21 protein-coding genes are annotated in these 26166 nt (G+C 44.6%); 7 read left to right on the top strand and 14 right to left on the bottom strand.

Annotated features, from left to right (window positions below; genetic code table 11):
- Positions 1 to 5: 5 nt before the first annotated feature.
- The gene (locus HQM11_14490; GenBank protein MBF0352238.1) at positions 6 to 989 is read right to left on the bottom strand and encodes a hypothetical protein; all 984 of its coding nucleotides are present in this window, start codon (positions 987 to 989) and stop codon (positions 6 to 8) included.
- A gap of 125 nt (positions 990 to 1114) precedes the next feature.
- On the bottom strand, positions 1115 to 2497 hold the full coding sequence (locus HQM11_14485; protein MBF0352237.1) for a hypothetical protein: 1383 nt from the start codon (positions 2495 to 2497) through the stop codon (positions 1115 to 1117).
- A 61-nt stretch (positions 2498 to 2558) separates the two neighbouring features.
- Between HQM11_14485 and ligA the strand changes: the two genes are divergently transcribed.
- The gene (gene ligA / locus HQM11_14480) at positions 2559 to 4580 is read left to right on the top strand and encodes an NAD-dependent DNA ligase LigA (GenBank protein MBF0352236.1); all 2022 of its coding nucleotides are present in this window, start codon (positions 2559 to 2561) and stop codon (positions 4578 to 4580) included.
- A gap of 28 nt (positions 4581 to 4608) precedes the next feature.
- Positions 4609 to 5940, top strand: coding sequence for a hypothetical protein (locus HQM11_14475; GenBank protein MBF0352235.1), 1332 nt, complete (start codon positions 4609 to 4611; stop codon positions 5938 to 5940).
- Between the two features lie 5 nt (positions 5941 to 5945).
- Here HQM11_14475 and HQM11_14470 read toward each other — a convergent pair whose 3' ends face one another.
- From HQM11_14470 to HQM11_14430, 9 genes are all read right to left on the bottom strand, one after another.
- Positions 5946 to 8189, bottom strand: a complete 2244-nt coding sequence (locus HQM11_14470) for a bifunctional (p)ppGpp synthetase/guanosine-3',5'-bis(diphosphate) 3'-pyrophosphohydrolase (protein ID MBF0352234.1) — start codon at positions 8187 to 8189, stop codon at positions 5946 to 5948.
- A 195-nt stretch (positions 8190 to 8384) separates the two neighbouring features.
- A complete protein-coding gene (locus tag HQM11_14465; GenBank protein MBF0352233.1) occupies positions 8385 to 8690 on the bottom strand; it encodes a hypothetical protein in 306 nt (101 codons plus the stop codon).
- Positions 8691 to 8716: 26 nt separating this feature from the next.
- Positions 8717 to 9166: a hypothetical protein gene (locus HQM11_14460; GenBank protein ID MBF0352232.1), complete on the bottom strand. Its 450-nt coding sequence runs from the start codon at positions 9164 to 9166 to the stop codon at positions 8717 to 8719.
- Positions 9167 to 9249: 83 nt separating this feature from the next.
- Positions 9250 to 9858 (bottom strand): hypothetical protein, encoded by a 609-nt coding sequence (locus HQM11_14455; GenBank protein MBF0352231.1) that lies wholly within the window; start codon positions 9856 to 9858, stop codon positions 9250 to 9252.
- Between the two features lie 103 nt (positions 9859 to 9961).
- Positions 9962 to 11086: a glycosyltransferase family 2 protein gene (locus tag HQM11_14450; GenBank protein MBF0352230.1), complete on the bottom strand. Its 1125-nt coding sequence runs from the start codon at positions 11084 to 11086 to the stop codon at positions 9962 to 9964.
- A gap of 284 nt (positions 11087 to 11370) precedes the next feature.
- Entirely contained in the window at positions 11371 to 13275 is a 1905-nt protein-coding gene (locus HQM11_14445) for an NAD-binding protein (protein MBF0352229.1), read from the bottom strand.
- Complete coding sequence (locus tag HQM11_14440; GenBank protein ID MBF0352228.1) at positions 13272 to 14279, bottom strand: methyl-accepting chemotaxis protein; 1008 nt, start codon at positions 14277 to 14279, stop codon at positions 13272 to 13274. Before HQM11_14440 ends, HQM11_14445 begins: the two co-directional genes overlap by 4 nt.
- An 11-nt stretch (positions 14280 to 14290) precedes the next feature.
- Positions 14291 to 15151, bottom strand: coding sequence for a hypothetical protein (locus HQM11_14435; GenBank protein MBF0352227.1), 861 nt, complete (start codon positions 15149 to 15151; stop codon positions 14291 to 14293).
- A gap of 21 nt (positions 15152 to 15172) precedes the next feature.
- Entirely contained in the window at positions 15173 to 16711 is a 1539-nt protein-coding gene (locus HQM11_14430; GenBank protein ID MBF0352226.1) for a pentapeptide repeat-containing protein, read from the bottom strand.
- A gap of 27 nt (positions 16712 to 16738) precedes the next feature.
- Between HQM11_14430 and HQM11_14425 the strand changes: the two genes are divergently transcribed.
- Entirely contained in the window at positions 16739 to 17893 is a 1155-nt protein-coding gene (locus HQM11_14425; GenBank protein MBF0352225.1) for a hypothetical protein, read from the top strand.
- Here the strand turns inward: HQM11_14425 and HQM11_14420 are convergent.
- The 3 genes from HQM11_14420 to HQM11_14410 form a co-directional block, all read right to left on the bottom strand.
- Positions 17890 to 18471 carry a glycerol-3-phosphate acyltransferase gene (locus HQM11_14420; protein ID MBF0352224.1) on the bottom strand — a complete coding sequence of 194 codons (582 nt, stop codon included), beginning with the start codon at positions 18469 to 18471 and terminating at the stop codon, positions 17890 to 17892. The two genes, HQM11_14425 and HQM11_14420, sit on opposite strands and share 4 nt — an antisense overlap.
- Before the next feature lie 80 nt (positions 18472 to 18551).
- Positions 18552 to 19367, bottom strand: coding sequence for a hypothetical protein (locus HQM11_14415; protein MBF0352223.1), 816 nt, complete (start codon positions 19365 to 19367; stop codon positions 18552 to 18554).
- A 208-nt stretch (positions 19368 to 19575) separates the two neighbouring features.
- A complete protein-coding gene (locus HQM11_14410) occupies positions 19576 to 20583 on the bottom strand; it encodes a hypothetical protein (GenBank protein MBF0352222.1) in 1008 nt (335 codons plus the stop codon).
- A 135-nt stretch (positions 20584 to 20718) separates the two neighbouring features.
- Between HQM11_14410 and HQM11_14405 the strand changes: the two genes are divergently transcribed.
- From HQM11_14405 to HQM11_14390, 4 genes are all read left to right on the top strand, one after another.
- The gene (locus tag HQM11_14405; GenBank protein MBF0352221.1) at positions 20719 to 21054 is read left to right on the top strand and encodes a hypothetical protein; all 336 of its coding nucleotides are present in this window, start codon (positions 20719 to 20721) and stop codon (positions 21052 to 21054) included.
- Positions 21055 to 21084: 30 nt separating this feature from the next.
- Positions 21085 to 21585: a cytochrome c gene (locus tag HQM11_14400; protein MBF0352220.1), complete on the top strand. Its 501-nt coding sequence runs from the start codon at positions 21085 to 21087 to the stop codon at positions 21583 to 21585.
- A gap of 328 nt (positions 21586 to 21913) precedes the next feature.
- Entirely contained in the window at positions 21914 to 23032 is a 1119-nt protein-coding gene (locus HQM11_14395; protein MBF0352219.1) for a hypothetical protein, read from the top strand.
- A 319-nt stretch (positions 23033 to 23351) separates the two neighbouring features.
- Positions 23352 to 26129, top strand: coding sequence for a biotin carboxylase (locus HQM11_14390; protein MBF0352218.1), 2778 nt, complete (start codon positions 23352 to 23354; stop codon positions 26127 to 26129).
- Positions 26130 to 26166: the final 37 nt, after the last annotated feature.

Here is a 26166-nt window from a genome sequence, read left to right as displayed (position 1 = left end):
CTTTGTCAATAAAACAGCCATTGGGAAAATGTCGGTAACGCCACTGCGGTCACATTTATTTTAGCGGAAATCACGGACTGTAACCGATCTACAGGAAAACGCACATTCAGTTGCTGTCCAGACCGGAGAGAAAAATGCAATCCATCGCGCTCTACCTGGTAGGGTTCAGAAAAATGCCAAGCATCCAACTGATTCTGAAAATCAACCGTTTCAACAACCTGTCCACTGGCATCCAGAAAACGGATTTCATGCCAGATCATGTTGAGGTGATGGATGCCAGAAATTTTGATTGCAACTGAATCAGGATTATTTGAAGTCCATACTGTTTCATATTCTTGCGGCTTGCCATCCGTTGTGAGCCATACCACCTGGCTGGTGGTATTTCTGGCATGAAAAGCCATTGGCACCACGGTTACAAAAGATTCATCAGCAACTTCAAAATAAATGTAAAAGCCGGAAATCAGTGCGATTCCGGCGAGCAGAAAGGTTAAAATCAGCCAGCGAACCACCGATCGTGACTGCTGTTCTGTGGCAGTATAATAAATTTGTTCTCTGAAATTCTGATAAAACAGTTCCACACATTGAAGAAACAATTTTGTTTGTTGAAAAAAAAGTTGAAATTCATCAGTCAGTTGTTTTTGTGAAACAACTTGTTTTCGATGACTTTTCCAATACAGATAACGTTCCAGATAATCCCGGGGACATGCTTCAAATTGCGGTTTAGTATCCAGTAAATGCCGAATCAAATCATATTCAGCCCGCAGTTCCAGCGACGAACTATACAGAATCGTAGCGCATTCAACCGCACCATGAATGGCATTGAACAGACACTCCAGCAATTTAGACCACTGCATTTCTAACTGATAGTCCAAAGCCTGATCATAATTATCCCATGCGGCGACAAGACACTGAACCGCTACTTTTTTAACCTGTTCGGCATAAAGATCTGTTCCCTGAGATCGTCCTGTCTGGAAATTACTGGTGATCATTTGTTCCTTCAGAATGATTTGATGTGTGGGCGACCGGTTGGTCGATCCTGCTAATTCGCTTTTATTTCAGGTATCCCATATTTTGACGTAAGGGTGATCCCGTCGCCCTGTCATTAGAAAAGGAGTCATAAAGTTTCCCAGACCAACTCCCAGATTATTTTCAGGTTTTCACTATAAAAAAGTGGACTGAGCCATAAAATCAATATTGTGGCAAGAATCCCTTGAAATCGCTGTTTCCATGGGGACAAGGGCGACATAAAAAAAGCTTCCAGTTGTGAAATCGCATAAAACAACAGGGGGATATATAGAAAACTGACCTGGGATAAATATTTTTGCGGAACAAACAGCATCGCAATCAACACGTTTATCAAGGACAGCATCATCAGCGAAACCGCCTGTGATTTATAAATATGCCACTGATATCTGAGGAATAGAACTTCGTTGGGAAACAACAGTTTCAAGGTCCAGATGAGACCGATCAACAAGGACGTCAGGACAGGCAGGCCAATCCAACTGAAGTGCATAAAATCACGGTATTCCGGCTGTTCCCACCATGTGTGAGACACAAGGGGGAGTTGGGTCATGAATTCTGTTTTCAATAAATTCCCTGGATAGTGCACACTTGCGGAAAATCCATAACTGAGCATCAATCCAGCCGCAATGCCTGATAAGGTCAATAACAGGAACAACATCAGGGACTGAATTCTCACTATAAAAAATTTGGGACTGTCGGGATTGAAGCGACGGCTCCAGATATACTCGCCGGAAACCAGCAAAATTATGGTTAAAGGCAGCAGAAAAAATTCTGAAAACAATTTTCCTGATATTCTCCAGCCATAAACAATGACTGGAACAGCAAAGGTCGCCAGCAATAACAGCCGCATATAAAAAGTCAGTGAGCGTGCGAGCCGTTTGTAGCTTCCACGGGAAATACCAACACCGGGTCCCCAGAATAACAAATAGAAACTCACTGAAACAAGGAGTCCTGTTCCAGTCAGCGGATCCAGCATAAACACTATTGAGGCCATCAAGGGGCAAATATATTTTTTCAAACCATGTGGAACCCCATTATGAAATTGCAACAGCCAGATTCCAAGAATCCATGGGAACACCTGCAGGAATGCTGAGGGTGTCCACAATTCCATCCAGGGTTGCCCCAGCAACACAGTGATGGTTATGCTAGACAGAATACCATAATAAATACCGCAAAGCAGCCAGGTTAAACCCAGAGTCAACAAGGTTGCGCTCCATTTCAGAAACAGCACATATCCCTGAACGGTATTGTGGCCACTGACCGCTAATAACCAGCGTGGAAAATCTGTGGCCCAGGTTCTTAATTCTGAATGTGTGCTTTTTTTTAGCATCTCCTGCACGATAGGGTTGTGAAAGTTCCCTGAATCTGGCAAAGAAATATCAATAAATACCTGAAGCAGATAGATTCCACAAATCACCATAAAAAAAGTGACAAGAGATAAACGTATTGCTGGCAAATATGAAACAGTTTTCATACATTCTCATCAAAAGGCTACAATCCTTAAACAACTCCAACCTTTTTCGCATGAATAATTTATGAATAGCAATACAATTTCCAGAGCAACGCTGGATCAGCAACGGGAGCTTCTGCATCAGTACAATATCGCCTATTATACGGGTCCCGCAAAAATAGACGATGCTGCTTATGATCACTTAAAAATGTTGCTCATGGAAGCAGAACAAAAACATCCTCAAGGGCGTTCCGAAGACTCCCCCCTCGTATGGGTCTCACCGGGTCTCCAGCTTAAATTTGAAGCTAAAACCCATCAGATTCCCATGCTGAGTCTTTCCAAATTTCCGCATGTGGATGAAAATCTGAAAACCTGGGATGAAAATCTGAAAACCTGGGATGAAGGGCTTAAAAAATTACTGAACCAGTCTGAACTGGAATATGTATGTGAACTGAAAATTGATGGAGCCTCGATTTCACTGATCTATGAAGGTGGTCACTTCAAGGCCGGCATTACCCGTGGTGACGGAACCCGGGGAGATGATGTGACAACCAACATCAAAACGATTCAATGCCTGCCACTGCGAATTGATTATGACGGCTCCCTGGAAGTCCGGGGCGAAGTTTATATGGAGCGAAGTCAGTTTGAAAGCATCAATCGTCAGCGGGAACAAAACAATCTTCCACTGTTTATGAATCCCAGAAATGTCGCGGCAGGGACGTTAAAAACCCTGGACAGCCGCGAAGTTCGAAAACTGAAATTGAAAATTTTTGCCTATAACATGGTGCAGGGACCCTTGGCTGATACACATTCTGAAAATATCAACACGCTCACCAAACTTGGTTTTCCTACCAATCCTTTGCATCTGAATGCGTCCTCCATCGAGGAAGTCATTCATTTTTGTCAACAATGGTCACAAAACAGGGATCAACTTGACTACAATATTGATGGAATGGTGGTCAAACTGAACAGTTTCCGTTTCCAGAAACAACTGGGGAATCTTGAGAAATCGCCACGCTGGGCAAAGGCCATCAAATTTGAAGCAGAACAGTCCGTTTCCACACTAAGATCTGTTGAGATCGGGGTGGGCCGCACAGGTGTTCTCACACCGGTGGCCATTCTTGACCCGGTGGAACTCAACGGCACCATCGTGTCCCGTGCCACTCTGCATAATTATGATCAGGTGGAACGACTCCAGCTTCACCTTGGGGATCAGGTCATTCTGGCAAAAGGCGGAGAAATCATTCCTAAAATCATACAGGTTGAAACCCCGGGAAGGAGAACACCCGAATCCAGAATTACACCTCCGGAAACGTGCCCGATTTGTCAGACGACTACTGTTCATGTTTCCGGAGAAGTGGACTGGAGGTGTCCCAACAACCTGTGTCCAGCCCGGAAACGAGAACAAATTCTGCATTTTGTATCGCGCAAAGCAATGAATATTGACACCATCGGCCCTGCGCTGATTGATCAGTTGCTGAATATAAAACTGATCCGTGATGTCGAAGATTTATACAGTCTCAACCTGGAACAACTGGAAGCCCTTGATCGCATGGGGAAAAAATCAGCGGAAAATGTGCTGCGAAATATTGATCAATCACGCCAATGTACGCTGGCAAGGTTTATTTTTGCGTTGGGAATTCCGCATGTTGGCGAAAAAACAGGCAAATTGCTGGCGCGACATTTCAAAACCGCACAAGCTTTGCTGGAACTCCGGGAAAATACCCGTGAAGCCTTGCTGGAAATTGATGAAATCGGCAGTGTCATCGCCGACAGCGTAATGTCCTTTCTGACACAGAATGAACAGCGCTTGAAAATTGAAACGCTATTGGCCAGAGGTGTGACTCCTGAACCTGAACAAGCAACCCTGTGGAATTCACGGTTGTCAGGCAAAATCATTGTACTCACAGGGTTACTCTCTGAACCCAGAGAAATATGGAAAGCCCGTCTGGAATTGCAAGGCGCCAAAATCACAGGAAGTGTCTCGCGGCAGACAGATTATGTCCTGGCCGGGGAAAACGCGGGTTCCAAGCTAGACAAGGCGCGAAAACTTGGAATCACGGTGATTGATGAACAGACAGTTCTTCAATGGCTGACTGAAGTCTAACTTTCAAAAACAAGACTGAGACACCATTATGGCATCCGCAAAAAGCACGATTAAACAGCACAATGCCAAAGCAAAACAGAACAACAGCTTCCTGAATACCAAATTTGATGTGACATCTGTTCGTACCATTCCTGATATTGGTGGTTTCTACTATAATGAATTCCGTCAAAGAGTGGAAGAATTACAGCAGCAAAACAACTCTCTGCTGACATCCGCCAGCCAGGTTTTCCAGAATATTATTTTCAAAAACAGAAAAACAGATTTCAGCCAGGTCAGCGCACGTAAAAGTGGACAGGAAATCGCAGTGTTTCAGCCAACTAAAAAGAATCTCGCCATTGTGGAGGAGCTGACACGGGAACCGGGCAAACATGCGCTAAGAGTTTTGCTGGCATCTAATGTGATGACTTCAGGACGTGCTTTTGAACCGGAGCAGATCAAACAGATGATGATGCAACTGGCAATGCCGTTGGGGTTGGGGTCGTTTGATGTGGGAAATCTCAAACTGCTGGTTTCCGCTAACAGAATGTACAAAAACAAACTGCTGTCCAAATTTCGAACCACCCGTGAAAAAATGAGCAAGGGGGTAGAAGTGGGAAATGCCAATAAAAATCCACAGTTCACCGCAGTGCATAACAATGAACGATTGTTGACCAAATTATTAAAACTTCCGATTGACAAGCTCCCAACCACCGATTTTATCCAGTCCATCCAGATGTCGACAATCCAGAAAGCCCTGGATGGCACATTGCCGGCTCAACGCGGAAAAACCATCAAGGATACACGGTTGCAAATTGAACGCAATCTTACCGGCATTGTGATGTCGCTCATGGAGGTTGAGTTTTTGCATCCCGAATTATTTCGTTTCATTGATGAAACCATGAAAAAACTGAACCCGTTGAGTCCTCTCCCTTTTTATCTGGAAGCCTGCATTTGGGGCAATGAACTGAAAAATATGACAGTGCAGGAAGAATTTGCGGTAAAAGGAGTGGACCTGATGCATCTGAACAGTGAACTTCTCCCCTCTGAACTCAATTCGGAATATCTGAATTCGAGTATGAAAAACGCCTTGAAAAAATGTCTTGTCGCTTACGGCAACAGCATCAAGCTCCTGTCAGGAATCGGAAACATGCGTCAGATGCAACAAAAAATACTGCTGGATCACGCGCAAATCTGCCTCTATGCCTTCTCGCTCAAGGAACAATTAAAAATCCCACCTTCTGTGTTTAAGGAATTTCTGTTGGGTGGACGAAAGTCGCTACTGATGAGCAAACTGACGGAGGAATATGACAAACGGGGACTCCTGGGCAATTATCAGCAAATTCTTGAGGCACAGGGATTACCACCGCTTAAAAGCAGTTGATCCTGTTAAGGCACCGTTGCGTAATTAATTTTTCCACCACTGACCTTCTGAACACCTTTCATACTTCTGAGACGTTCGATGATCTTGTAACTGGTGCGCCACAAGGCCGGTTCGAGGCTGATCAGAATTTCCGCGTTTCCGCGATCAACTCCATAGCTTGCGCTGTCAAAAATACTGATGCCGGCATCATTGATCACTTTGGTGATCCGATATAAGGTTCCCGGAGCATCTTTGGTCAAAAGCAATAACTTGAAAGCACAGACATAATCTTCCGGCAAATCCCATCCTACAGCAATGAGCGCCTCCTGAGCAATGGCCTTCAAATCAGGGCATACATTTCTATGAATTTCAACTTCCTGCTGTTCAGTAACAAAGCCAATAATTTTATCTCCGGGAACAGGTGAACAGCACGCGGCAAATTGAAACAGAATATCATCCAGATCCCGAATCATCAGCATTCCTTGCGTTTTGAACAGAAAGAGACGCTCCATCCGTTCACGACGTTCAAGTTTCTGCTGAGACACAAGTTCATGATTTTTCAGAAAATCACGGATTTTCCGTTTGCGCAAACCCACATCAATCAGGAGTTTCTCAAGACTCAGGTGTTCTATCCGCAAAGCATTGGTGAATTCTTCTGATGTAAAAAATTCATCGTAATCCACTCCGAAAAGTTTGAGATCCTGACTCACCAGTTCCTGGCCAAGCATTTTGGCACGGCCCATTTTTTCAGCATTGATGGCCCGTTTGATCTGCATTTTCGCTCTTGGAGTAAAAACCTGCTCCAGCCAGGCCCGGGAGGGGCGAATAGTGGGATCTTTCACTATTTGAATCTGTTCCCCATTGAGCAGTTTTCGATCAATGGAAACTCTCTTGGGGGTTGCCTGGTTCACCCGGGCGAAGGGCGTGGGATTGATGATCGCGCCAGCGCATGTGTTGCCGAGATCAGTATGAATATAATAAGCGAAGTCCAGAACCGTGACATCTTTGGGAAAGGTCAGCATATCGCCTTTGGGGGTATAGACATGAATTTGTTCTGTACTGGCAAATTGGAGCACATCATTCATCCGGATATCACTGTCTCCGGTTAAATCTTCCAGTTGCTGCAAATAGTTCTGATAATATTCTGCCAGCGCCGCATGACTGCCTTTCCAGTGGGCCATGATGCCATGCTGATTCAAGCCGTGCATTTCCCGTGAGGTGATTTCAATCCAGACCAATTCTCCAAACAGATCAATTTCTGTTTGCAGCGCCTGATAACCATTCCATCGTGGATTACTGATAAAATCACGAATTTTCAGCGGGACTGCCTTAAAATTGGTATGTAAAACGCCAAGCACCTGATAGCTCATCATAGGTTCGGCCACCAACACTCTGAAACCGCCCAGTATTTTACTAACCCGGCCTGCTTTGCAAATATAAGAGGAAGGGTGTTCATAGATGATCTGGATTTCGGTGTCGTGGATTTTATAGTTATTCAGTAATTCCAGTAAGGAATTCCGCATATCATGGATTGCCGGATCACGTTGCCGCATCAGGTCGTCAATATCCCGCAGAACCTGTCGATACCTCCGGGGATACAGATATGAAAAAGCCAGTTCGGTGTGTTCGCGACTGAGTTCTTCGAGTCCTAAACGACGTGCCATCGGCACATAAATGTTCATGGTTTCACGGCTGATTCGACGCTGTTTGGCTCGTGATAAAAAACTGAGATCGCGCATGTTGTCGAGCCGGTCAAACAGTTTGATCAGCAAAGCGCGAACATCCTTGACAGCAGTGATGAGGATCTTCTGGTAGGTTGCTTCCAGGTTGGACGATTGCTTGCCATGGGAGTCTTTGGAATACTTGATTTTCGTCAAACCATCCACAATATAGGCATACCATTCGCCATAACGTTTTGTGATGTCCTCCCTGGTGATTTCTGTATCTTCGATGATGTCATGGAGTAACGATGAAATAACCGTTGGAGCGTCAAGTCCGGCTCTACAGATCGCCCATGCCACCCGTAACGGGTGAATAATCACAGGGTCTCCGGATTTCCTTGTCTGACCACCATGATAATGTTCGATATCTTCCATTGCGTATTCCAGCAACTGTCGTTCTTCATCGGAACTGTTGCATGAAACATACACCCTGATATTGTGCTTTAGTTCATGGACCATCCACACCGCATAATCTGCCGGTATCTCTTCCTCTGTGATATTTGCCTTGATATCCAGAACAGACGTATCGTTCTGATCAGAGACTGACATACTCCCCTTCTCCCCTGAAAAATTGCATAGAAACCTTCATACCGTTGCTGACATTACATAACGCAACGATTGCAAGTTCTCAGCCTTCACTGATTGCTGAAAACTTACAACTATTGAATCATATAACGGTGCCTATAAAAAAGTACAGGGATCGTAACAGGCATTATCTTTCAGGAAAAGATAATTATTTGATGTTTATTGAGAAGCTTCCGCGGATTCTTCAGGAGCATTGTTGCAGGCAGGTACTGATTTACAATATTGTTTATAATATTCCAAACGGTTCCGGACATACTTGACGTTGGTATAATGCAATCGACGTTGATGATCTTTTACAAATTGCTGATATTCCATGGGTTGAAGTGTGAGTTTATAATCATTAGCCCTGTTGATATAATAATTGGAAGTTGACTGATAATCTTCCACCCACATCAGATAATCCCGCTGAACGACAGGATTGGCATACGGATTGGGGTATTTCCTTGATGGCGCGCAGGCCGACACACAACAGCCAAGCAACAGATATACTGCTATTTTTTGTAGACCGGAGGCATTTTTTCGGCCTGATACATCAGTTGTGTTTCCTGCTTCAAAACACTCATCAGTTCGTAAGCCCATTTGACCAACTCATTACAAAACATTTCAGGAAAACCCAGTTTACTCCCTGCATATTTCAGGAACTCAACCTCGGGCACAGACAATTTCTGATCCACAACCGCCAAACGTCCCAATTCACAATAAATCAGGAAGGCGTTTTTTCGATCAATTTTCAGATTTTGCAATTCAGGTTTTTCCTTTGCCTTTACCATATTCACCAGGGCATTCACGTCTTCCACATTTTCCATGAACCCGATGGCATCTCTTAAAAAAACCATCTCTGATTTATCCACCACCCCATCGGCTGAGATCATTCCAGCAATGGCATGTGCCAGCCAGGTTTTAGCTTCCGCTGAAAGGTTTTCCAATAATTGTTTATCCATCTACCTCCATAACGCAATCGACGATAGCCCTGTCATATCCTGCAGGAAATGGTTTTCAACCCATCGGCCCCTGCTGTTAAAAATCATGTCAGGTTCTTTAAAATTTCTTCCATTAATTTTTCAGGTTCAATAGCGTCGCATAACGACGTGACCTCCTCCATCATTGCTTGTTCGGTCATTTTATTTTCCGTTTGAAACTGGGCAATGTCATCCATGGAAAACAGTGATAGTTGCTGAAACCCACCTGACTCATGCCGGACGTTCTGAGGCGTTTGACGCATGGCTCGCAGAATCTTTCGTATCTGGTCCGGTTTGCGGATTTGCGCGACAATCAGTTCATTGTAAACTTCCAGCAACTGAATTCCCCGTGGATGAAACAGTGCATGCCATTGTTCAGAAGTAGAGGGTGTGTCGAGTATTTTTCCACTGAACAATGGCAAATGCCTGAGCGGAGCATCCTCATACCAACTCACACGATAGAACCCTTCAAAACAATTTTCGATATGCGTAAATTTTTCCCGAAACGCAGGAGTGATCATCCCCTGATTCTGTTCAATGATGATGGTCAGATGATCAATCCGCTGTTCGCCCTTCCAGACTTCCACACAATGAGTTTTGCATTCATCCTCCATGTGGCAGATAGGGCAATACAACTCGGATCTGGACGGTATGACAATGTGTCGGTAACTCATAAGATATCGACTCCCCCCTGAACAATGACTGATTATTTCATTCTTCATTGTTCATAAACATTCACGCAGAAGAACGCAATAGATGAATGCGTTCTTAAACAATTCAATCCGCCTTACGGTATAATACAGAAGGTGACGCGGCCCTGATGGGAGACAATGTGGATAAAGGAATGACATTGGCAGGCAAGGGATATTTTATTTTTCCAAGCGAAACAGGCGTGAACTCGGAAATATTTCTAAAATGCCAGAATCCCCTTAAACGTTGAACCAGCATCACCCACGGCACCCAATAAGTGATCATGGTCAGAATCAGTAAATCTGTAAATCTGAGGCTGGACAGTTTTGTGTGTACCAAATGAACAGTGACAACCAGAAAAAAACAAAATAAATGAAACAGACTCACCGCCACGAGCGATGTTGGTGGAACTGACGCAATCGGTATCATGAGCAGGCACAGCATTTGGGAAAAAACAAAAACATTATAAATTTTTCGTCTTAAATGTGAAATTCTGAATCCCATCACCTGATGGACATCCACATCATTCTTGTATTTTTCAGGAAAACGTCTGGCCAGCAATCCGTCATAATAATACCGGAGTGCCAACGCCAGGGGTCTTGAGTATTGAGGCGTCAATGGTGGGTGATAAACCAGCAGGTCTTCACAAAAACGAATTTGATAACCCGATTGTAACACACAAAAAGCGAGATCCGTGTCTTCACGAAACGGGATTTTATAGCCTGGATAAAACACACACAAGGAGCGGCGTAAAATCAAATTGCATGTGGGATAACGGCCCCCGTAAGTATTGGATGTCTGATGTGTGAACGGTGTCACCAGTTCCCGGGGCACAATTTCTGTTTTACCTTCAAAACCGCCGACTTCAGGATACTGTTGAATCAGGTTCAATCCTGTTTGCACCCACTGTGCTGAAATTGAGACATCCGCATCAATAAAACCAATCCATTCGCCCCTGGCATGAAGCACGCCATGATTTCTGGCAATAGCCGGGCCGCTATGTGGAATCTGAAACAATTGTAGCCGCAACGTGGTGGTTTGCGCGATGGAACTCAGCACTTCCTGAGTATTATCGGTTGAGCCATCGTTGACAATAATCACTTCAAACAGATGCTTGCTGGCATTCTGGTTTTCCAGTTCTCTCAAACAGCGATGCAACAACGGCGCACTGTTGTAAGATGGAACCACAATAGACAAGATCGGTTTTTGCATAATCCTCCTCGGTCAAAGGCGATGTTTTCCAGACTGAACGCATCCTGTCCTCATGGTCAGAATCATTTCTTTTAACTCAAGAGTTGTAAGTTTTCAGTTATCAGCCTTCAGCTTTTAGTAAATCATTGAAATTTAAAGTTTTCTGAATATCTTCTTTTTCAAAGAACCTTTTAGATTTATATGAAAATCATAATAATTTCAATCGGTTCAAAAAAACTGAGAACTGAAAGCTGAGAACTTACCACTGTCGACTTTTAACACAGGCCCTAAAATTGGTTGTTATCCTATAATCCTAATTCTGACAATAGCTGATCCACACCGGACTGCTGATTTTTTAAAGCGTGAGCCAGCACTCCCAGTGCCTGCAATTGTTTTACAAGCACCCGCGCCTGAGCCAGCGAGACTTTTTCCAACGCAACCCAGGGCAGATGTTTCAGGGTCGCACGGATTTCCTCAGGGTCTCTTTCATGATAATCGGCTAAAATTGAAGAAACTTGAGCCAAACTGATTTCAGGAACATACTCAATTAACACTTGATGACTGCTATTGGATAATGGTTCATTCTGCTGCAATGCCAGCAGCGACTCCATACGTCCCATGCAAATGGCCCATTCACCGGCCCGTAAATATTTATTATCCAGATTTTTAAGATAATCCCATTCAGTGGAATGCATGATAATACTGAGGTCGTATGCAATTGAAATATCCAGCAACGACTGATCCAGCAATCTTGGAAAATGATCGACGCTGATCTGAAAAATCAGATAGGGGTTGCCACGATCTTCCATGATGCCGATGCTTGGTTCGCCCAAGGCGGCGGACACAAAGAAAAACGAAGACAGTTTTGCCGGACTTTCTGCCTGTGCCCCCAACCCTGATTCCATTTTTTCCATTCTGATAATGGTTCTGATCTCAGGGTTCATATCCAGTGCTGTCATGGAAGCTTCCAGATTTACCAGATCATCCGGAGTCAATAATAAAATCGCTTTTGCCTTATGTGTGTTGACATACTCCAGAATGGTCACATCCTTGACGTTGCCCTGAACAACCGGAATTTTGAGTTCCTTTAATTCCTGTAGAAATTGATTCGAAGATTCCGGTTCAATTCCCACAATCGGGATCCCGATCTTCTTGAGAATCTTTAGCACCTGGGAACCCATCTCACCTAAACCGCAGGTAATGTAATGATTCATGCGGGGAATCTGAAACTGGGCCAGTGTTCTCGACAGACGTTCAGACATGAAAAAATTGGTCACGGTCGCTGTGACCAACGCCATGATCAGAGCACTGATCAGCATGATGCCAATGCCGATCACCTTATGAATTTCAGGATAATTGATGAAGCTGATGTCGCCAAAACCAATGGTTGTGAGAATCGTGATGGCAAAATAGGCACCATCGAGAAAATTGAGATCCAGCGCAAAATAGAAATAGGGAACAGCAAACAACAGCAAGGTGATGGTGAGAAGCGAACTCACCCGGAACAACGTGTCACGAAACATATACTCCCGCACAAAAATCTGGATGGGCTCCAAACGGGATTTGATGCTGTGCATGATTCTGGAAAAAAGTCCCAGTGGCTTGACCGCTAATTCCTGCCGTTTGGCAACAATCACAGAGTCGCCTTCACGGATGGGTTCCTCATCATCAAAAATTTCTTCGTTGCCCCGGGTGTGTTGAACTTTGGTCCCTTCATCAAACACTTTGCCCTTGCGTCCGACCCATGGCGAATGTTTGGGAATCGTAAGATTACGCAGAACATGATAGACCTCATCGTGATAAAAATAGCCGCAGTATTCAGGGAAAACCAATCGGAAAGCAAAGACTGGAGAAATCACATGAGATGTGGAAACACAGAAAAAATTGTCATAAAGCTGATTGATGCGATGCGCCAGACTTTGATTGAACATGCGGATCACCACACGAATCCGGGGATTGAGACGTTTTGCGATCAAGCCCGCATTCAAGTTGAATGCGTCATCATGGGACAAAACCAGAAACACATCAGCATGACCGATATCGGCCTGAATCAGGGTGGCTTCTTCATTAAAATCCCCTTCAATCAACTGGACTCCGGTCGGAAGTTTCTGTGCAATTGAATTGTCCGGATGAATGACGGAAATCGTTAGCCCCAATTCATGCAATGTTTTGATGGTGGTTGGCTCATTGACGGCCAGAATAATTTTCATGAATTATCGTCCTTGACCGAAATGCTGCCTATTCTGAAAACCTTAAGGGTCTGCAACGTTTGGAGCGTCATTTTTGAGAGATTGTTGATTTTTTCAGATTGTGAGGCTGCCGATTGACTCAAATGCCTTGCTTCTGTTCCTGTTTTTACCATGCCTCGTTCAATTTCATGAATGGTTGTCACAATAATATTATGGCTGTGCTGACTTTGGTTTTTAATCATCTGCGCGATCGACTGCTGGCTGTCTGACATGGAATGCACAATATCTTTAATGTTCTGAAAGGATTGATCCACCGCTTTGGTAATAGTCACACCATCATCCACAGTGTATTGTGCCCGTTCCACCAGATTTCCGATCTGTATGGCATAAGTGGTCGATTGTTCGGCCAGTTTTCTGATTTCAGACGCGACAACACCGAATCCTTTTCCTGAATCGCCGGCCTTGATGGCTTCAACCGATGCGTTGATGGCCAGAATTGCCGTGTTGTTGGCAAATTCATAAATCAATCCAATACTGGTATGAATCTCACGGGTCATCCTGCTGATTTCGTCAATTTTCCCCTGCATCTGGCTCATAAGCCGGTTTCCATCCAGTGACTCTCGATAAGCATTTTTGCTCAAGGAGGCGCCCTCGCGCGTAATATGCACAACACTTTCCATCATCTGAGCCATTTCCTGAATAATTTCTGTGCATTTCCGCAAATCTCTGGACTGAATCTGTACCCGTTTATCCAGACCGTTTGCCGTGTCGGCCACATCTTTGGCTGTATCATGAATCATACTGGAAAAATTCATGATCCTGTTTGAAGAAGAACGAAACCGTGCGATGATCTGTTGGAGACTGCCCTGAAGATTATTGAGACTTTCAGTCAAATCAGAGATTTCATCCCGGGAATGTGTCTCCATTTTATCCATACTGAGATTTCCCCTGGAAATATTTACAGCCATGTGAGTGACATTCCTCACAGGTTGCACAATCATCACGGTCACAAACCATCCTGCCATAAATGCCGCAATCACAAGAGCAAGAAGGATTCCGACCAAAACAAGGATGTCTGCTTTTTTTCCTTACGTTCAATACTTTCCACATGGTCCGCAATCCCCTGATCGGCCTGCTGTATGATTTTTTCCAGAATTACAGGCACCATCTCCACAGAAGACTGAAGCATGCTGATATCCAGTTGCTGCTGCTGATCAAGTCCTGAAAGCGCATTGAGTTTGTTTGCATACTGATTCAGAATTTGATGCAACGGGGTCAGAACACCAGACTCGTCCATTTCCATTTTTTCCTGCCAGAGGCCGATTATTTTTTTAAGGTCTTCCAGCAACCGTCCTTCAGCCAGATATCCGGACTCAAAATATCTCCGTAAAAAATCCTGCTGGATCATTTCCGGTGAATTCTGCCGCAACACTTCCTGGTCTAAACTTTTTGATATATCGAGCAGATCATGCCGCAAAATATCATGAAGTGATTGCCCCCGACGCGAGAGTTCATGTTGGATGCGCTCCAATCCTGAACGGTACTCTCCCAGAAACCGCTGAATATTTACCAGATCCTCACGTGAATACAGTTGATCCTGATACAATAACATCAGAGATTCCAAGGCTGTTTCCATTCGCTTGAGCCGATCTTCAATCAGATCATATTCTTCAGCAGAATAATGGTTGGTCAGCATCGTTTCATGACGCCGCATCTGAAAAAACAGGAACTGGATCTGATAGGCCTGCTTCCGGATAGCGACATCCACATCAACCATACTCCTTATTTCATTCAGAATTCCACTCATGGAAACCACACTGAAGCCTTCGCTGGCACCCATGATGAGCAAGGTGCTCAGAAAACCCAGCAGAATTTTTATACGAATAGAAAGATGCATAGTTTTGTTTTTATGTGATTGTTATTCCCATGACGGGTTACCGGCAAGCCCTTGCAGTTTGTCTTTCCATAATGCCAAGATTCGTGTTTGATTCATCCCTGTTTCATTCAGATAGACCCCGGTTAGATTGCCATGACGCAAATCAGTCCGTTCCCAGTCACTTTCCGCCAGATTCGCCTCAGACAGATCCACATGCTGACAATCTGAATCAAGCCACTGAGCGCCCTGAAGATTCGCATGCCGCAAACTTGAATGGGGCAGATTGACCCGAATCCATCTTGTATTTTTTAAATTGGCAAATTCAAGATTCGCGTTCGTCAGCTCAATGGCTTCCAGTAAGGCCCCTTCAAGCTGAGCGCCCTGCAATTGTTTGAATCCCTGACTGATGGCGCGAACCAGTGTTTTCTGGTGATAGATCCCCTGTTCATCGAGTCCTGCCTGAATCCATGGCGGTAATCCCTCCGCATGATCAAACACCGCACCCTCCAGTTGAGTTCGATGCCAGCGTGCCTTATGAAACAGAGTCTTTTCAAAAAATACGTCTGTCATCAGGCTTCCGGATAAATCGCTGTCTTCAAAATTTGATAAATGCCATGAACTGCCACTGAAATTAGCTCCAGGTAAAACAGCCTGACGAACATCAGCTTCAGAAAACCGGACACCTGAAAAATCAGCTCCGGGTAAAAAGGCTCCCTGTAGTTGATGAAATCCTGCACGAACCGCGGCCACAAGCTGTTTTTCGTCAAAGACCCCCTGATCATTCAATCCCATTGAGATCCATGGAGGCAAACCACGGACTTTTATAAAACAGGCTCCCCGCACATCCGCGCCTGAAAAATCAGCAAAATCAAGCACAGCACCATCAAAACGACTGCCTCGTAAATCCGCATGACTGAAATTCACATGGCTCAGATCCGCTTGTTGAAAGGATCCGTTTTTTAGAAACACGCCTGAAAAATCACCACCTGTCAACCGACTTCCATCAAGCTGATTAAAGCCCCGGCGAACACGATGGACCAGAATATTAAATTCAAATATCTGGTCTGCGGAAACCCCCTGCATCACCCATTCCGGAAGTCCCTGCGCCCCCTGAAGTCGGGCGCCCTGAAAATTGGTTCTGACCACAATTGCGTCTTTAAACCGGGCGCCACGCAATGTGCTCTCGCTGAGATCCGCTTCTGTCAGATCCGCGAAGGCCCATACGGTATTGATCAATTGCGCGTTTTTCAGGATCGTTCGGTTAAAACGTGTGCCCGATAAATTCATGGACATCAGATAGGCGCCGGTCAGATCCATTTCTTCCAGAGGCGCGCCCTGAATAAATTTAAAACCCTGCTTGATACGTTTGTTCAATTTGTCTTTTGAAAAAGAATCCACTTCCATGCCAGCCTCCAGCCATAGAGGACTTACAACACGTCGTGATTGTTCTGTCGCTGACAGTTCCAACGGCGCATCATCAGAGATCCCGGCTGTAGTTTTCCTGAAGTGAGGGTTCATGACAACATACAGAACCGGAACCATCAGGAGGAAAATCATCAAATAACGTTTGTTCAGGCGCATGGTTTGCTTATGAGTTTTGTTAGAGGTATGGATTCATTGAAAGCCTCATGCAAACATCAGGCACGAATCAGGAAGTTTATTCTGCAAATCCTTTTTCCGGGGAAGTTATCCATGGGTTTATACGAAGAAATAGATTTTTTCCGTTTTGCGGCAGGTCTCACAGGGATGGTTCCAGCACACCATGATCAGGAACTGATTCTGAACGCGACCAGAATTGTTTTGTGCAATCAGTTATTATTCAGCAGCACAGAATTTGAGCATCTCACGGTAAAAAATATAAAAGGACTGGTTCAAGCCTACCCCCGGGCTCTGGAAGTGCTTCAAAAATTTAACACAAAGCCGAACCATGAAATTTCCGGAGAGATTCAAACCATGCTGACAAAGGTATGGTCCCTCAAAGAAATGGAATCAAAGATTAAAAATTTTATTGGTGAAATGCGAATTGCCTATCGAACACTGCACTACACCTTGCTCGAAAATATTCATGGGCATGAAAAAATGGCGTTGCTTCAGGAAAAGTTCTGGCAGATCTCGTCCGGCAACAAAAATCAGGTGGTGGGTGAAAATCAGGAATATACCAGGGAAGATTTATGGAAAGATGAAATCATCAAACAACCTGTTCCCTTGAACAATGTGTTCCAGCAAATTCTTGAGCCATCTCCCGGACAAAAACGCAGGATCAGTCTGGGACAATTTCCTTTCACTGACACTCAATTTACTTTAATTCAGGATTTACTGAGATACACCCCCTCCATTCAGATTTGTACGGGTGTGTTTGACTTGATTAAAAATATGGTGCATCAAAAATATGGAGAAGCCGCGCCTGAAGAACAGGCGGACGTGGAAGGCTTTGATGATATTTTCAATGACAGTTTTCATGTGGCCAAAATGCAGGAATTTCTTTATGTCCATGTCCTGATCAGGGAAGGCATGGAGCGCTATCTGAAGGCGAATCTGATTTCCCTGCTACAGTTGCAATACAGGCGTTATTCTTTTTTCCAGCGCATTCTTCACAAGGCTTATCATGGGGTGATCGCACAATATCATGTTCCGCTCAAACATCAGATGCGGGAATTCATCAAGCTGGAGGAATGGCTTCAATTTGTATTTCAGGTTGCCCGCGTCGATGCCCATGAAGAGGATGTTGACCTTCCTGTTTCGCTGAAGAGTCTGACGATTTAACGTTTTCCCTGCACTTTCAAAGTGCCTTCTGTTCCATCCAGGAGTCGCCTGATATTTTCTCGATGCTGATAAATCAGCCATAGCGACAAAAATAGCATCAATCCGGTTTGCGTCCAGTTGATTCCCTGCCCTGAAATACTATAAACCAGCACAAACATGAACGGCAGGCATCCCAGCATGACCAGTGAAGACAAACTCGAAATTTTTTTCGCGATAAAGACAACAACCCAGATCACCGCAACCAGCAATCCTACACGAAAATCCAGCACGGCCAGCACACCAAACAGGGTTGAAATGCCTTTTCCTCCCTTGAAACCCAGAAAGACGGAATGCACATGACCCAGCACAGCGACCACGCCAATCAGTGTATAATGCGTGAATAACTCCGGCAGTTCCATTCCAGACTCCGACAAGCCGAATCTGGCAATAACCACAGCCACCGCGCCTTTCGCAAAATCCAGCAGAAAGGTCACTGCGCCGGGCCCTTTTCCTCCGGCACGCATGACGTTGGTCATGCCGATATTACCGCTACCATGTTGTCTGATATCAATCCCCAGCCATAGGCGCCCTACCAGCATGCCAAAGGGCAAACTTCCCAGGAAATAGGCGGAGCCCAGCAAAACCCACCATGTAATATCCGGTGTCACATTTCTCCATATCAATGAGTTAGTTCAAAAATCTGGTCACGAAGTTGAGACCAGATGTCATAAATCGCAATGTTTGGTACGGCATCCCATTCCATGATCTGCATCACATAATCTCTGACTTTGGCTTTGGACAATCCTCGTTTCTGCCATCCGCGATAAATTTCATCCTCCTGATTACTCAAGGGTTTTCCATCAAGACTTCTGCTGTACAGAAATTTGACAGCACTGTCAGGATGAAGATGAATGAATTCAACCAGTGAATCAGGCGTGATTCGGCCTGAGCCATAGACAACATCGGCCTCATTGGAATCATCTGGACGATCTGGACGGTCTCCATCCTCTTCTTCCAAATCTTCGGGTTCGTCTTCAATCACAGGTGCTGCCATCTTTGTGCTGGCCTTGGCAGGAGTTTCCTTCTCAACCACGGTTCCTGAGGGCGGTGTCACAACAGACTGAGCCTTCGCGGGTGCCGCTGGTGCGGCTTGTGGCATTGAAACTCTGGCCTGAGCAGGAGGTACAGACATGGTTGCCGCTCCGCCACTATAAGGTGAGGCCATCCGTTGTTGAACCTGGCCCATGGAAGGCACCATGATGACACTCAAAAACAAACCGCTGGCAACCAGGAAGGTCAGGCAATAAATAAATCCTTTTAAATAAATGTCATAGCGTCCTCTATCAAGGTAGTAGGTTATCCCCCCTGAGGGTGTCGCAACCACAAAACTGACATCTGACATTCCATTATAAAAATAAAACGACCCGGCCAGACAACCACCAAGGCAAATGACAAACGCGGCAATATACATATTTATATAATTTAACGGGGGCATCTGAACCTCCTGTCTCTTTGGGTCATGGGAACAGGATCTGCTTCATCTGGATAGAACAGATCCCGAGAATACTTAAGCCGGGATTTTGTCATTCTGGACAAAAATAAAACTTTCCCCCTATCAAGTATAAACTAACTGATCCGGATAATCTTCTGTTGATAAATCATCCTTTACGACTTTATCGACATTTTTTATCAAGTCTTGAGTCCTATTTTATCACTTCTTCCATATATTGCCGTTGCGAAGGCGTGATAAAACGATATTTCTGCTGATTATAGTCCTGCACGTTCCCCCTGTATACCGGGTCTGGTTCAAACTGGTATTCAAACTTCAACCGGCGTACACCTTTTCCACCAGCATAACGCCCGGCACCAGTCTGTTGCATGGGCCGTCCTGAAGTTGCCAGTTGTTGCAGTTGGTTTTGAATAGTGTTTAATGAATTTTTCATGGCTTGAACATCAGCCAATACCTGTTTCGAAAAAGTTTCCCCATCCTGCCACTTTTTGCCAATGAAAGCAGCACTTGCCGCAGTTGAATTATTCTTTGCCTGATTTGCCAGATTCTCCAGACTCTGAGTCGAAATCCATGGCTCCATCACAGGAAAAAATGATTCTGTCGCCTGAGACAAAATGGCAGAAATTTCCTGCTGTTGTTTCACAACCTGATCCGTCACTAAAGTTTGTGGTTTTTCGTCACCTGTCAAGTTACCGGTTCCAACCCTCTGCAACACCTGATTTTCAAGGGCTTCTACTTGTTCAAGTGCCTGGGAAAACTGCTGTGTCTTTTGATTCAGCATTGCCATTTGGGCTTCGTAATATTGTGAAATTTTCTGAGAGGCCTGACTTTGTTGATAGGCAAGGTTTTCCTGAAGGCGATTCAACAATTCCTGTGCGGCGCCAATGTCATTGTTGAGTAAATGCTGTCGGAGTTCTTTCATGATCGATTGCAGGGGAATTTGTTGATCAGCAGGATTATTCCCCAAGGGATCCAATTGTTGACTGACTGCCATCTGTTGCTCCAGAACCCGTCTCAATCTGGCTTCAAATTCTTCCAGAATTTTCATTATTTTCTCAAGAGCTTCTGTTGAAGGATTTTTATGTAAATGCTCCAACCATTTATCCAGGGCGTTGAAATCTTCAAATATCCCGTCAACGGCCTGTAAACTTTCATTGAACTGCTGCCGTTCCAGCAACGTCCTTAATTTTTGACGCATCATGGACATATCATCATATTCTGTCTTGTATAATCCGGATGATGCGATTACCAAGAACGGAAAACATAAAAACAACAGAAGCAACCCAACATTTAGCGGTTTGTAATCATACATTTTATTATTTCCAAAGCAGGTTTTATGAAACACCGAAGCATTGCGATTCTCAGTGGTTTTTTATTGATAACATTTCAGGCAACGATTGTCATGGCCTTAAATATCACCCTGGATATCCATACCCCGATGTATGAGAATCAGGAACAGGCAATGAGCGAAGGCCAGAGAATCGCAGGAGAAATTCAGATAGGAAAAAATAAAATCGCGCTATCGGATGCGGCTCTGGAATGTCCTGAAGACAACACGCCCCGTTACCATGTTCGCTGGCTCCAGATTCACCAGTACTGGGTGCCGCAAGCCAATAGTTTTGTTCTGCGTTATTCCGCACAGATTTCCTATGATCTCCAATGTGATCAGTAACATATTCACAACAATGAATGAAAGATTATTATGAAAGTTATACCATTCCTGTCAGTATTGTTTCTGATTGTTTTTCTATCCTATGCTCTGGCGCAGGCAGAGGACAGTGTCTCTGTAGCAACGCGAAACTCCATCATTCAATATCGCAAAATATTTATGGATGCCAAAGGTCTTCATACCCAGGCCATCAAACTGCTGGTCAGTAAAAAAATTGGTCTTTACTCCCAGATTGTGACCCATGCGGAGGCTCTGAACAAAATGGCTGAAGATATGCCGCATCTCTTTCCACCAGGATCCCAGGGTGCTGATTCCAGAACATTGCCCACCATATGGAATAAGGATGGAACACTGTCTCAGACATTTGTTGAACAAGCACAGATCATGAAGCAGGAAGCAAAAAAAATGGCAGAAATTGCGAAAACACAAGATATGGACTTGATCAAAAAACAGTTACGTGAATTTGCGGCAAACGGTTGCCGGGGTTGCCACTCGCTGTTTCGTGGAGAAGATTCTGAATGGGAATCAATGTAACATAAAGATTTTTAATATTAAATTTGTGTTAACATCTACAAAAAGGTTGACACTTACAGATATCTTTCATTACATAGCCGCATCTTTCAAAAAATATCTTATGTTCAGCTTGGCAGGATATGAGGCTGTTCCCGCAAAAGAAACAATCAGACGTTCGGATTGTTTCTTTTGTGGGAACAAGCACAAAGAATGTCAATCTTCGAAATAAGGGACGAATTTTTGAAAAAAGAACAGCTTCTTTTGGCATAATAGTTGAAATGCCTTAAGCGTCGGGTTGGTTGTCGTGGTGATGACCGTTCATGATTAATCTCAGAGGAAGGGAACTCTTATGTTTCAATGGAAAAAAGTAATTATCGCCAGTATGGCCGCAGCGGTTATGGGACTTGGAGCAAACAGTGCTTATGCTTATAAATCCTGCACAGACAGCAAAAATATTTGTACCAATGGAGAACTGTATGGTTCTCTGCTGATTGAGTCACCAGCCAACAGTGATTCAGGTTACTCCAAAAATTACATGGCGGCTCAAGGTGAACTCCAGGTAAAAACCATGTCCGCAGAAAAAGACGGCTGGAAAGCCAGCACCGTTGTGGATTTGAACATCAAAGAAGCTCCAGGTGGAGCAATCACCCTGGACGAATTGTATGCCAAAATTGCTCATTCTTCAGGCATGTTCCTGCGAACCGGTATCATGAAAATCGGTGATGTTGAAACCGGAAACTCTTATGTCCCAGAAGTTGGAAACAGCAACTATGGTGATTACGGTAACATGCAGGGTGATGCCGGTTATTTGACTGGTGGCTATAGCGCCGACGGATTGAATGTAGAACTTGGATTGGGTCTGTATGACAAATCCTTTGAAGAAGCCAATCCATCAGGTGTTGCCGCTTATGAAGCTGCTGTTGCCGCCGCTTATGCTCAAGCTGTTGCTGCGGGTGTGATGACTCAAGCTGCTGCTGATGCTCAGGCTGAAGCCGCTGCTGAGGCGTTTGGTGGCACACACTTTGGCATCATGAATGTTGACCTGGCTGTCAAATACGAAATGGATGCGCTCTATGTTGGCTTTGAGTATGAAATGCAATCATATTCTGAACTGCAAGATCTTCCAACCGGTGTTGAACTTCCAGATTCCAAAAGTTCCATGGGATTGGCTTTTAGCTACAATGTCAGTGGCTTCACCCCATTCCTGAACTACGGTTCTGATGTTGTTGATGCAGACAACACAAATACCCAAACCAATATTGGTCTGGATATGGATTTGGGCGTAGTGGGTCTGACTGTCGGTATGGAAAGTGACAAAAATGGTGATGCTGATGCAGTAACACAAACTTACCTGAGCGTTGAAAAAAGCCTGGGTGAAGCTGTTGCACGATTCAGCTACTGGATGGATGGTACAGAAAACGCATCTGTTGCGTCACAAATCGGAATCGAGATTGGAACCTATTTCTAATCGAATAAACGATTGATACAGTAAAATTTGACCTGACTGGTGTTTTAGGACTTCAGTCAGGTTTTTTTATGCATTTTTTTCAGGAATGCCTATTTTTCAGGCAATTACATATTTTGACGTCACAAGGTAAATCAACTTTTCAGCCCCCCAGATCAGCCCCCAGAAATTGTCTGAATTTTAAAAAAAAGTCGCCACACGATACTTCCGCTTGCGTTGATTCGCCGTTTTTTATACAAAAGCACTGATTTTCACATTACCGACAGAAAATAATTCTTTTCCTCTTCTCTGTGATCCTCATAACTTTTCTGGAGTATATTCCATGAACAACGATATTCTGAAATGGTCATCCAAACAAAGTGCATGGTCTAGATCTTTTACTTTCGAGCATGTCAAATGTCTGATTGTCTGTCGCGGACCCATCCGGAAAGAAGCCATTGAAATCTTTGAGAGCCTGGGAACTCAGCCGTGTGGCATTTTGCTTTCTGATAAAGACAGCATCGTTTACCCGCAAACGCTGGCACCTGAATTGAGAATGATCAAAAACCGGAAAAGCTCTGTCCACTCTGTTCCAGATTATACCGGTGCTTCCAAAGAAGAAAAGATCGCGAGAATCAATCAGATCATTCAAATATGCAAAGATCATGGCTATACACATCTGTTTGCCGGTTATGGTTTCATGGCTGAAGATGGAGAGTTTATTGAATCCATTGAAAACGCTGATATTGTGTTTGTTGGTCCGGGTTCGCATGTCGCGCATAGCGCCGGCGCAAAAGATGAAGCCAAGCTACTTGCAAGAAAACTCGGTGTCTCGGTTACACCGGGTGTGGATAACATCACTGCGCTTACACTGTTAGCCAAGGCTGGAACAGATGGCGAAGGATACTTAAAATCCTTAATTTCCCAGTATCATCTTGAAATCGCTGACGGCTACAATCAGGAAACCCTGGAACGAAAGGCGGAATATGTGTTACAGGCATCCTATGACAAACGAGTTGACCTGATTACAATTCCTGAACTTCAAACAGAAACCGCAAAACAAATTCAAAATATCTGGTCCACCCTCCCTGGAAGACGCATCCGCTTAAAACATATTGGCGGTGGGGGTGGAAAAGGTCAGCGTATCGTACAAAAACCTGAAGAAATAGCAGAAGCCGTCAAGGCGGTGTTGATTGAATCCAAAGCGACTGGCGCAGGCGACAATAAAAACTTTCTGATTGAGCTCAACATCGAGAACACACGCCATAATGAAGTTCAATTGCTTGGTAATGGGGAGTGGTGTGTCGAATTGGGTGCCCGTGACTGTTCCTTGCAGATGCATGAACAGAAACTGCTGGAAGTGTCCTTGACTGAGGAATTGCTGGAAGCCTCAATTCGTGACTATGAAGCACAGGGAAAAACCAGAAAAGCGGAAGTACTCAAGGCAGATTTGAAAACTGTGAGGGCCATGTGCCAGCAGGCTCAGAAATTCGGCGAGGAAATTCGTCTCAATTCGGCCTCCACCTTTGAGTGTATTGTGGAAAAGGATTCACACTATTTTATGGAAGTCAACACACGGATCCAGGTGGAACATCGTGTGACGGAGATGGCTTATTCCCTTAAATTCGCTAATCCTGCTGATCCTGAAGAATATTTCATTCTGGATTCTCTGGTAGGTGCCATGCTGTTTATCGCCTGTTACGGGAAACAGATTCCGAAGCCTGAGAGGCTTCCCAGAAACGTTTCAGGTTGCGAAGCACGGATCAACGCTACCAATGCGGCCCTCAAACCTCATGCGGGAGGAATTCTCCGTTATTGGTCGCCACCACTGGAAAATGAATTACGCGATGACCAGGGAATTGGCATTCTGAACCCTGATACAGGCTTGTTTCAATCCTATAATCTGGCAGGCGCTTATGATTCCAATGTGGCGTTGATCGTGAACCATGGTGAGTCCAGGCTGAATAATTTTCAACAACTGGCAAATATTCTCCGGAAAACAGAAATCCGTGGAACAGATCTGCATTTAAATATTGGCTTCCATTACGGCTTGCTCAACTGGCTCATAGGCAATGACGCAATGGTCAAACCCTCAACCAGGTTTGTCCAATCCTACCTGGCGCTGGTCGGCCACATTCGTCAAATATCGGATCTGGTCAATCTGGACATTGCCTGGAATCTGCTCATCAAACGCGTTAAAGATCAAAACGGCAAAGACGCTGTTACGATGTGTGAGACGAAGCAAACCCTGTTGACACGCCCACTCAAGATTCTTCTGGATGATTCCCATTTAATGGCTGGCTGGCTGGCAACACGCCCCTTACCTCGTTGGAAACTGGACAATAACCAGTTTATCTGGGTGAGGAATCCTCTGGAAATTCTGGATGAACTCTACCATTACGTCAGACTCGAGGAACATCCCGGAGTAGAGCCCAGTGAACAGATCTGGGAAGATGACCAGAAACTGATCACACGTGGTCTGGACTTTTATAAAGAACTGAAACAGCGTCTGGGTAATCCTGACATGGATTGGCAGACACTCGACAAGGTGCTTTCCGGTTCAGAAATTCCCGGGAATCGTTTCACACCTGAATTGTGGGCTAATATTCAGGCTTCCCATCGTGGCTTCCAGTTAGGTTTGGATATTCTTAAAATGCCGGCAGCACTGGGCAAAGAATCTCAATTTTTTGATTTCCATGGAAATGATGAACTTGAAGTAGAAATTCCGGCAATCTTTACCGATTCAAAACGAATCAATGAAATGATAACCGCCTTGGCACCACCGCCGCCAGCCAAAAGCAATGAGATCCTGAGTTGGACTGGTGGAACCTTCTACTCTAGAGAAACACCAACCTCTCCGCCTTATGTGACAATCGGGCAGCATGTCGAAACCGGAGAGGTTGTGGGACTTCTGGAAGTCATGAAAATGTTCAACCCGATCCGCGCGGAATTTCCCGGAACCATTAAATCGATGAAACTTGATGGTTCCACAGGTGTTATTGTGGCACGGGGACAGGTTCTGTTTGAAATTGAACCTGATATTCCACCAGTCATTGAAACGGAAGAAGAAATTCTCAAGCGTCAAAAAGAAGAAACTGAACGATTGATGCAATGGTGGTAAAAATTGTAACATTATTTCGAATTTAACAGGGGATTGG

The sequence above is a fragment of the SAR324 cluster bacterium genome, assembly GCA_015232315.1.
Classification (GTDB): Bacteria; SAR324; SAR324; order SAR324; family NAC60-12; genus JADFZZ01.
This window is presented reverse-complemented; position numbering and strand designations above follow the sequence as displayed.